The organism is Thioalkalivibrio halophilus, assembly GCF_001995255.1.
In the GTDB taxonomy this organism is placed as follows: Bacteria; Pseudomonadota; Gammaproteobacteria; order Ectothiorhodospirales; family Ectothiorhodospiraceae; genus Thioalkalivibrio; species Thioalkalivibrio halophilus.
Window position 1 is genome coordinate 1 of record NZ_MUZR01000077.1, and the last position, 5,492, is coordinate 5,492.

At 64.6% G+C, this 5,492-nt stretch carries 5 protein-coding genes and 2 pseudogenes; 6 read left to right on the top strand and 1 reads right to left on the bottom strand.

Going from position 1 to position 5,492, the window contains the following annotated elements; all coding sequences use genetic code 11:
• A pseudogene (locus B1A74_RS14420) lies at positions 1-183 on the bottom strand (hypothetical protein); the annotation flags it as partial.
• A gap of 271 nt (positions 184-454) precedes the next feature.
• Between B1A74_RS14420 and B1A74_RS13600 the strand changes: the two are divergent.
• The 6 genes and pseudogenes from B1A74_RS13600 to B1A74_RS13625 form a co-directional block, all read left to right on the top strand.
• Positions 455-1,864: an ATP-binding protein gene (locus B1A74_RS13600; protein ID WP_077244951.1), complete on the top strand. Its 1,410-nt coding sequence runs from the start codon at positions 455-457 to the stop codon at positions 1,862-1,864.
• 151 nt (positions 1,865-2,015) lie between these two features.
• Positions 2,016-2,288 (top strand): annotated as a pseudogene (locus B1A74_RS13605) (UDP-glucose 4-epimerase); the annotation flags it as partial.
• Positions 2,289-2,394: 106 nt separating this feature from the next.
• Positions 2,395-2,946: a sugar transferase gene (locus B1A74_RS13610; protein ID WP_077244952.1), complete on the top strand. Its 552-nt coding sequence runs from the start codon at positions 2,395-2,397 to the stop codon at positions 2,944-2,946.
• Positions 2,947-3,264: 318 nt separating this feature from the next.
• Complete coding sequence (locus tag B1A74_RS13615) at positions 3,265-4,431, top strand: ATP-binding protein (protein WP_077244953.1); 1,167 nt, start codon at positions 3,265-3,267, stop codon at positions 4,429-4,431.
• Between the two features lie 261 nt (positions 4,432-4,692).
• On the top strand, positions 4,693-5,001 hold the full coding sequence (locus B1A74_RS13620) for a type II toxin-antitoxin system TacA family antitoxin (RefSeq protein WP_077244949.1): 309 nt from the start codon (positions 4,693-4,695) through the stop codon (positions 4,999-5,001).
• The coding region (locus tag B1A74_RS13625; protein WP_077244950.1) for a GNAT family protein at positions 5,001-5,492 on the top strand (492 nt) is incomplete at its 3' end. The genes B1A74_RS13620 and B1A74_RS13625, both read left to right, overlap by 1 nt.

Sequence of the window (5,492 nt, forward strand, 5' to 3'; positions counted from 1 at the left end):
GTTCATCGACGGCATCGAGCAGACCGAACCGACCAACGACGAGGCATCATCCATCACCGACCGGAGCGCCGCCTGAACCAGCCATCGCTCATACACCAGACTTGACCATAACTCCGCATCGCAACGATCTGTGCCAAAGGGTCTTTTTTTGGCGCAGATATTGGCCGATCCCGAAGACTTCATGGATTGCGATGCGATCCATGGGGTCTACAGGGGGTGGCAGTCGGTGTAGGGGGCTAGCCTCTGGCCGATGGGGCCTGTCCAACATCCAATCGGCCAGGGGGCTGGCCTTCTGCTGGTGGACCAGGCTGTGCGGTGGGGTGGCTCGTAAGTGACTGTGTTGATGGAGCGAATGGATTGACGTAATTTAGGGTAAGAGTTTTTACCTTAAGGTGTCTGAGTGGTGGAATCCGGGGGGTGGGCGTTTTACGGCCGGCAGACGGAGCTGGGCCAGTTGCAGGAGATCCTGTCCAGACGGCGCTGGTTCTTTCTGCAGATTTCGGGGCGGCGCCGGATTGGCAAGACGACCTTGATTCAGCAGGCGCTGCAGGCGGCGGGCGTCTCTAAGACGCTGTACATCCAGATTCCGGATTCGGACCCGGCGGGGGTGGTGGCGGCTTGCAACGGCTACCTGGAGACGTTCGGGCTGGAGGAGCGTGTCCATAGCCTGGGCGAGCTGGCCCGCTTGATCGCGAGTCTGGCGGAGTCGGGGTATGTGGTAGCGCTGGATGAGTTCCAGTACTTCCATCGCAAGCCGCTGTTCGACTTCTGCTCGCTCCTGCAGGCGGAGGTGGACCGGCTGAGCGCCCGGGCGGGGCAGGTGCCCGGCGGATTGATTGTGCTGGGGTCGCTGCATGCGGAGATGACGGCGCTGCTGGATGACCGGCAGGCGCCGCTGTTCAACCGGGCCACGGACACGCTCGAGCTGGGGCATCTGGATATCGGGTCGGTGCTGGAGATTCTGCGCGCACATGCGGACGAGGACCCCGAACGCCTGCTCTTCCTCTGGAACCTGTTCGAGGGGGTGCCGAAGTTCTACCGGGATGCCTATGAGCAGGGTGTGCTGGATGCGGATCGCGAGACGGTGCTGCGCAAGCTGTTTTTCTCCAGCTCGTCGCCGCTGCGCAATGAAGCGGACAACTGGTTCCTGCGCGAGCTGCGGGGGCGCTACGACATGGTGCTGCAGTTTCTGGCATCGCATCCCGGTTGCAACAACGCGGCGATCGAGGCCCATCTGGCGGAGGTCTCCGGCCCGGGAGAGGCACGACAGGTGGGCGGGCATCTGAAGATCCTCAGCGAGCGGTACCGGATGATCGAGCGACGACTGCCGATCTTTGCGCGACCGAAGGCTCGCAGCGGGCGCTACTACATTCGTGACAATTTCCTGCGCGCGTGGCTGTCTGCGCTGCAGAAGCCGGTTTCGGCCTCGGCCTTTCGGCCGATGGACATGCTCGTGTCGCAGGCCGATGAGCGTTTGCGCGAGGTTGAAGGTTATGCCCTGGAGGATCTGGTGGCGCAGCTTTATGAGGAGCGCAGTCGCCTGGGACTGGGCGACTTTGCGTTGTCCGAACGGATTCGGGGGTACTGGGATCGCTCGGACGTGGAGATTGATTTGGTGGCGGTCTCGGAGGATCAGAGCGCTATTCGGTTCGGCTCCTGCAAACGCCAGGGCGAGAAGCTGGCCAGGTCCATTCCGACTTTGGTGGCTGCGGCGGGCCGGTTCCTGAGCGCCCACAAGGCCTATCAGGGCTGGAATGTCGAGTACGTGGCGATTGCGCCCCGGATCACCGAAGCGGAGGCCGCGGAGATCCGGGGCCAGGGGGCGGTTCCGCAGAGCCTTGAGGAACTCTGTGATGGGTTGTGATCCGGTCGAAGGTGGGCTTGTGACCGCTGCGGATTCGTGCACGCCGCGGGTTTCTGTGGGGATGCGGCGCCAGGCGGGCGTGCGTTCGGTGCGGGGGTAGTCGCCGGTGGACTGGGAACTTCTGGTGGTGGGCGCCGCTTCCGCCGGTGACTCGGTGGTGCTGGCGGGGGATGGGGAAGATCTTTCCACCACCGATCTGTTGCGCCGGGTGGCGGCGGCGATGGATCGGCGCGCGCGGCTTTTGCCGGTGCCGCCGGTGCTGTTGCGTGCCGCGGCCCGTGCGGTGGGGCGCGGCGAGATGGCGCGGCGGCTGCTGGATTCGCTGCAGGTGGATATTTCGCACACGCGCGAGACGCTCGACTGGGAGCCGCCGGTGAGTGTGGACGAGGGCCTGCGGCGGGCGGTGGCGCCGTTGCGGGGTTGAGTATTTGTCGTAGGAGGCCAGCCCTCTGGCCGATGGGGGTTGGTCTGGTGTGGGTGATCGGCCAGGGGGCTGGCCTCCTACAGGAACGATGAAGAGTGAGGGTGGTGTGATTCGATTTCTGGATGTGGTGTTGTCGGCGGTGGGGCTGGTGGTGACGCTGCCGGTGATGCTGGTGCTTCTGCTGCTGGGTTGGCGGGATACGGGCTCGCCGCTGTTCCGGCAGGAGCGGGTGGGGCGCCACCGGCGGCCATTCACGCTGGTGAAGTTTCGCACCATGCGGCCGGATACGGCCTCGGTGGCGACGCATCTGGCCGAGGCGTCGGCGGTGACGCGGTTCGGGCACTTCCTGCGTCGGACCAAGCTGGACGAGCTGCCGCAGCTGTGGAATGTGCTCAAGGGCGAGATGAGCCTGGTGGGGCCGCGGCCCTGCCTGCCCAACCAGACCGAGCTGGTGGAGGAGCGCGATCGGCGCGGCGTGTTCGACGCGCGGCCGGGGATTACCGGGCTGGCGCAGGTGAACGGGATCGACATGTCGGACCCGGTCAAGCTGGCCACCGTGGATGCGCAGATGCTCGAGTCGCTCACGCTGCGCGACTATTTCCGCTTCATCGTGCTGACCGCGACGGGCAAGGGCTCCGGGGACCGCATCCGGAGCTGAGTCTCGGGGCGCCGCTGTGCGTTTTCCGGCGCTAGTGGCGGCTTCGCGGCAGAGGCCGCTCACGGCGCGCGTTGTTGGTGGGGAATGGCAGCGTGCTTGCACGGGAACAGGCCCCTGGCATCGCTCGGCGCTGTGCGGGTCGCGGCCAAGGCCGCTCCTACAGGGGTACGCCCCGGCGGGCGGGGTACATACCGGCGGGAGGGGTACATACCGGCGGGTGCAGAAAATCTGTGGGAGCGGGCGTGCCTGCGAATGACGGGGTTCATGTAAATCGTAACAGCGATTTACAAAATGCATAAATGGCGGTAGGGTATGCGCATGATACCGCGCACTGCCGAAACACTGGTCAGGGAGCTGTTGAGCGGCTTTCCCATCGTCACGGTGACGGGACCGCGTCAGTCCGGCAAGACGACGCTGGCGCGCGCGGTGATGGCGGACCGCCCCTATCGTTCCCTGGAAGATCCGGATGTGCGTGCGCTGGCGCTGGATGATCCGCGCGGGTTTCTGTCGCAGTGCCCCGATGGGGCGGTGCTGGACGAGATTCAGCGGGCGCCGGAATTGTTCTCCTATCTGCAGACGCATGTGGACGGCGATGGCCGCATGGGTCGGTTTCTGCTCACGGGGTCGCAGCAGTTCGGATTGCTGTCGGGGATTTCGCAGTCTCTGGCCGGGCGTTCGGCGTTTGTGGAGTTGCTGCCGTTGAGCCATGCGGAGTTGGTGGAGGCCGGGCAGGCCCCGCCGACTCTGGACGCGATGCTGTTCACTGGCGGTTATCCGGCACTGTATGACCGCCCGGTATCTCCACGTCAGTGGTTTCCGGCGTATGTGACGGCGTACGTGGAGCGGGACGTGCGCCAGTTGCTCCAGGTGCAGGATCTGGACGCCTTTCAGCGCTTTGTGCGGCTGTGTGCCGGGCGCAGTGGGCAGGTTCTGAACCTGTCATCCCTTGCGGCCGATTGCGGCATTACCCACAACACGGCCAAGGCGTGGATCTCGGTGCTGGAGGCCAGCTATGTGCTGTTTCTCCTGCGGCCGCACCATGCGAATTTCAACAAGCGGCTGATCAAGTCGCCGAAGCTGTATTTCCACGACACCGGTTTGTTGTGCTGGCTGCTGGGGGTGCAGACGCCGGAACAGCTGGTGGTGCATCCGCTGCGCGGGCAGGTGTTCGAGACGTATGTGATTTCGGAGTTGCGCAAGGCTTTTCTCAATCGCGGCGAGCCGCCGCTTTTCCATTTCTGGCGCGACAGCAACGGTAATGAGGTCGACCTGCTGATCGAGTGGGCGGGTGGCCTGATGCCGGTGGAGATCAAGTCCGGCCAGACGTTGAACCGGGATTTCTTCACCGGGCTGGAGCGCTGGACCGCGCTGGCCGGTGACATGGCCCGTTCGCCGACGCTGATTTACGGGGGCGAGGGCGAGCACCAGCGGAAGGATGTGCGGGTGCTGGGCTGGGAAAGGGTTGGCGAGGTTTTGTCGGGATAAATGGGGCTGTGCCCTTTTTGTGCGCTGTTCGCGGGCGAGGGCGCTCCTGATATGGATCGCATCGCAAGTATCTGTGCCAACGGGTCTTTTTTTGGCGCAGATATTGGCCGATCCCGAAGACTTCATGGATTGCGATGCGATCCATGGGGTCTACAGGGGCCTGGGAGGCTGTGGGAGCGTGCTTGTACGCGAACGCGGCGCGTGTTGCCGTGTACGCATGACCGGCGTACATTGGACATCGGATCAAAGCGGAGTATTGCAATGGACCCGGTCAATCACCCATCCGGCGAAGGGGACGAGCGCAACGATGCCCGGATGCATTTCCGGACCCGGCCCCGGATCAAGCAGGCCATTCGCCGGGCCGCATCGCTCTCCGGGATGGATGACTCGTCGTTCGTGATCAACGCGGCCTATCAGGCGGCGCTGGAGACGATTGCCACGCATGAGCGCACGGTGCTGAGTGCCGAGGACCACGCGGCGTTTTTCGCGGCCCTGGACGCGCCGGCGGAGCCGACGGAAGCGCTGCGCGAGGCCGCCCGGCGCAGTCGCGCGCGTACGGTCTCCGGGTAATGTCGGGGGCCGGTGAGCGGCCCTTCGTCATTGAGCCGTTCGACCCGGAGCGGCACAACCGGAAGGGATTCCGCTGCGGCGTTACCGCCGTCGACAACTATTTCCACCACACCGCGAACAAGCTGGCGAAAGCCGATAACGTCCGGCTGTATGTGATGGCGGCGCCCGATGGTACGGTTGCCGGCTTCTACACGCTCAACGCCCACGCGGTGTGCTACGAGGGTCTACCCGCACGGTATGCCCGAACCCGTCCTGCGCATGGCTCCATCCCCGCCGCGTTCATCTCGATGATGGGCCGGGACGAGCGCTATCGCGGAAGCGGTATTGGGGGAGACCTGCTGATCGATGCCCTGACGCGCATCGCCCGGGCCGCGGACCAGATCGGACTCGCGGTTGTGATGCTCGATGTCCTGGATTGTGGCGACCCGGAGCGCATGGCACGACGGCAAGCACTGTATGAAGGGTACGGGTTCGCTATCTGTCAAGGTAGA